Origin of the sequence: Bacteroides bouchesdurhonensis (assembly GCF_900155865.1) — a bacterium.
GTDB lineage: Bacteria > Bacteroidota > Bacteroidia > Bacteroidales > Bacteroidaceae > Bacteroides > Bacteroides bouchesdurhonensis.
The window spans coordinates 1-3,798 of sequence record NZ_LT707016.1; the positions used below are offsets into that span (position 1 = coordinate 1).

5 protein-coding genes are annotated in these 3,798 nt (G+C 37.2%); all 5 read right to left on the bottom strand.

Translation table 11 applies throughout. From position 1 onward, the window contains the following. Positions 1-139 precede the first annotated feature (139 nt). Complete coding sequence (locus CZ225_RS22735; protein ID WP_077155973.1) at positions 140-481, bottom strand: hypothetical protein; 342 nt, start codon at positions 479-481, stop codon at positions 140-142. A gap of 8 nt (positions 482-489) precedes the next feature. Next, positions 490-1,902 (bottom strand): RHS repeat domain-containing protein, encoded by a 1,413-nt coding sequence (locus CZ225_RS22740; protein WP_077155974.1) that lies wholly within the window; start codon positions 1,900-1,902, stop codon positions 490-492. Between the two features lie 137 nt (positions 1,903-2,039). Next, the gene (locus CZ225_RS24530) at positions 2,040-2,354 is read right to left on the bottom strand and encodes a hypothetical protein (RefSeq protein ID WP_077155975.1); all 315 of its coding nucleotides are present in this window, start codon (positions 2,352-2,354) and stop codon (positions 2,040-2,042) included. A 184-nt stretch (positions 2,355-2,538) separates the two neighbouring features. After that, positions 2,539-2,976, bottom strand: coding sequence for a hypothetical protein (locus tag CZ225_RS22750; RefSeq protein WP_083714737.1), 438 nt, complete (start codon positions 2,974-2,976; stop codon positions 2,539-2,541). Beyond that, positions 2,936-3,798, bottom strand: an 863-nt coding sequence (locus CZ225_RS24535) for an RHS repeat-associated core domain-containing protein (protein ID WP_234983204.1), incomplete at its 5' end; no start/stop codon positions are given. The genes CZ225_RS22750 and CZ225_RS24535, both read right to left, overlap by 41 nt.

A 3,798-nucleotide genomic window follows, 5' to 3' on the forward strand; every position in this document is an offset into this window, starting at 1 on the left:
TGCAACGATTTATTTCCGTGTTAGGGATTAATCCTAACGAGGAAATAAATCGAAGACTATGGGAAGAGGGAGTGAAATTTGCAGCAATTGCTGCGTAAATGTTAATTAAATATTTAACGAACTATTGAGGGTAAAACAACTACAACGATTTAGATTTATATAAAGTACCAATTAACACAAAGGTACATTTGTTTTTTAGTTCGTCTACATTTAATAAGCCTTCTTTATATTCAATTGATAAGAGACCTCCATTGACTGACGCCCTTTGATTCCTAATATTATCAAATTCTCCATCTTTAAAACGAGGCGATAAAATTAGTATACGTCCTGATTTTCCATCAAAATCTAATATAAATTTAGATTCAAACACTACACACCTACTATTAATTATAGATACAATATTACCTATTATCTCATTCTTACCATTTGAATTAGTAAATCCCCATGGATCTGCTACTAAAATTGTAAAATCTTCTTTCATAAAATAAATTATTTCAATTTCTGGAAATTAATCAACTTTACTTTAACTTGATCAGTAGTCATAAACTCTGATCCTTTGCCTAGCATCCCATTATCTGGAATCACTTTTGTACCATTTTTTATTAAAGATGGATTGTTTTCTATTTCAAATTCGACTCTATATCCAGGTTTTTTGGGTAAAGATAATCTTTGTTGGGCACGTTCAGCCGATTTATACAAGTCTTTAGTAAAATAAGTTTCACCTTCCCATCCACCTCTTAAAAGCCCCGTTTCTTGAATCGCTTTTAACTCACCTTCAGCCATATAGCTATATCCAACTGTTCCAGCCACAGTACTAGTACTACTCGCTCCACTCCCTTTCAATGGTGTCAGCATAAGGGCTGCTCCAGCAGCAACACCTTCCCAATTCTCTAAACTTTTCATGGCTTGCCATGTATCCGAAGCTTGCTGCGATATTGGTGTATTTACCCAATATGAAACTTGTGAGCTAACTGCATCCGTTACATTCTGACCCCCTGAAGAGAGATAAGATCCAACTCCATTATCATAAATATATCCAGCTTCTGAAGCAAGACTATTTACCATTTGTATGGGAGTATTAACAACGGAAGCGATAGTATTATGTACAAACTTTAAAGTATTGGTAAGAACATTACTACCATACTGATATTTACCAAAAGTTTGTAACAGAGGATCTCCAACTAACATTCCATTAGGATCTATAAACTTGATAGGATTCCCTAAACAATAATTATATGGACTAGTAGCATAATACTTCTCCATCATTGGATCCACCACATGCCACCTCCCTATTGCCGCATCATAATGTCTTGCCCCATAATCATACCAATTCAGTCCATTCTTCAAGTCCAGTTCCTTACCATTATACTTATAAGGCTGAACATTCACTGTAGAAGTAAACGTACCACCAAACGGATAATAACTGTTAGTTTCCTCCACGATCCCATCCTTATCCGCCACCACTCGAGTATTCCCCTGATGATCTTTCAGATAAAAATGATACTTCTTATCCGGGAAACTAACATACCCCGCCTCATTAAGCAACATCTTCAACACACCATTCTCATAGACCGCATTCCCACAATAATCCGTAGTCAAGGTAGTAGAACCCGTCTTATGTACAGTACGCAACTTTACTCCGTCGGTGGTGTACTCATACTCAACACTATTTCCCCCTGTAAAGATTACCTGATCAGGCAAATTTAAACAATTATATTCAATACTACTAATATTCTTGTTTAAATCTTTAATCAAATTACCATTTTTATCATACGTATACTCCACCGTCTGATTAGCCCCATCCTTAAACTCCATCCCATTACCAAAGACAGCACTTGTAGCTATATCCTTCACCGCCTGCAACTGATTACCGTTGTAAGTCAAAGCCAGGTTATCAATCAACCCGTAAGCCGTTGCCGAAATCTATCCGTAACGCTGCAAACCAAGAATGTTACCCATCTTATCATAACCCGTAATCTGTTCATTAAAGCGATTCTGGTTCGTGGCAAACGTAGCGCCTTCTCCGTAGCTCGCATTCTTCAGCCTTGACAAGCCATCATACGTAAAACGATACCCCGGTCTGTTGCCTCCGTTCCCATCTTCCATGACATACTGCTGATGTTACCATTGTAACAAGGAGTATTTCCGATTATCTTCTCCTTATAATTGAGCGTCTGGCTGAACAACGGTCCACTGACACTCTTCGTCCACGAACGGACATTATACGCATAATCAATCCTCAACTTACCGTTTCCATTCCTGCGGTCCGACTTCAGACGACCCACCTCATCATAAACATGATCCACAAGCGTAACCGGAGCATCATCATTCAACTGATAAGTTGGCCTGAGCAAACGGTCTGCACTTCGAATACGTCTTAATGTTTAGGAAGTAGTATACACTTCTAATAAGCAGTTATGTACATATACGAACTTACCCAAGAATACGTTAATTTTCGTAAACTTGGGTAAGGTTTTGTAAGTATTGTTTAAGGAGGATTTAGAATTCAACCTCAAGATATTATTCTAATTAAAAAAATCACTTGTCATTTTTGATACGAGAACTTATAAAAGGAAATGCTTCTAGATATAGAATATCAACAGTATCCCCTATTTGATATAAGGTATCTTTGACAGAAATATCTGCATTTTTACTATATAATTTCCCATTTTTATCAAATGTATAATAATAGCACGGGATTATACGCCTTCCACCCCACGCTTGCCCCATTGTTCCCGTTAATACAGCTTTGGTTTGTTCCCCATACGATGGTAGCATTATTTCATACATAATTCCTCTATAAAACCATAAAGGAGACAAAAATATTAGTAATGTAACTATAATGATGATACGCGTTCTTTTTGAATCTACTTTTTCTTTCAGTATACGCTTATTTAATTTTTTATCAATACCATCATTGAAAACATACTGACCACTATTCCGGTTTTTTTGCTTTTTTCTTAAACTCGTTCTCATAAACTTTCTTAGTTGTTTCCAAACCTAATTTTACTGTATTCTCAGGAGCCTTTTGTATTGTACGATTAATCGTTTTACTAGCATCAACTAGTCCATTCTTTAGTGTAGCAATATCACGTGCTACTTTTATATTAGGAACTCCAGGCATACTGCTCATCAGTTCTGTAGCCTTATTGTTACTTAAGGTTACCTGATTACCTATTTTATTAAGCTGTTTTCCTAATGTTGGAACAGTTTCCTTTATCCCTTTTCCTAAAACATTACTTACTTTACCAAGAACCTGATCTGCAACCATATCTTTAACGGTATTTTCGACAACTTTCGAGGTATTATCGCCATCTATAATACCATTAATCGTGTTTCTAGTAATCGTAACTGTCGCTTTAACCGCTAATGTTTTGGCTGCACTCAATCCCGAAGTCAAAGCTCCCTCAATAGTTGAAGCTCCTACACTGACCCAATCAATAGATTCAAAAGCACCTTTACCTGTTATGAGATTAGCAGCTACTTGAGTTCCCAACTCTGCAGCACCACCAATGAGTGCTCCTACAACATTATTGATCCACTTTCCTTCTTCATCTTTATGACAAACAGGGCTTCCGGCACAGTAGCCATACGGACTCATCGAATAATACTTCTCACTCATCGGATCCACCACATGCCACCTACCTATGGCCGCATCATAATGTCTCGCCCCATAATCATACCAATTGAGTCCATTCTTCTGATCCAACTCCTTACCATTATACTTATAAGGCTGAACATTCACTGTAGAAGTAAACATACCACCAAACGGATAGTAACTGTTAGTTTCCTCCACAA

Excerpts from the sequence above, each read along its gene's own strand:
- CZ225_RS22735 (WP_077155973.1), bottom strand. The coding sequence starts at position 481 with ATGAAAGAAGATTTTACAATTTTAGTAGCAGATCCATGGGGATTTACT.
- CZ225_RS22750 (WP_083714737.1), bottom strand. The coding sequence starts at position 2,976 with ATGAGAACGAGTTTAAGAAAAAAGCAAAAAAACCGGAATAGTGGTCAG.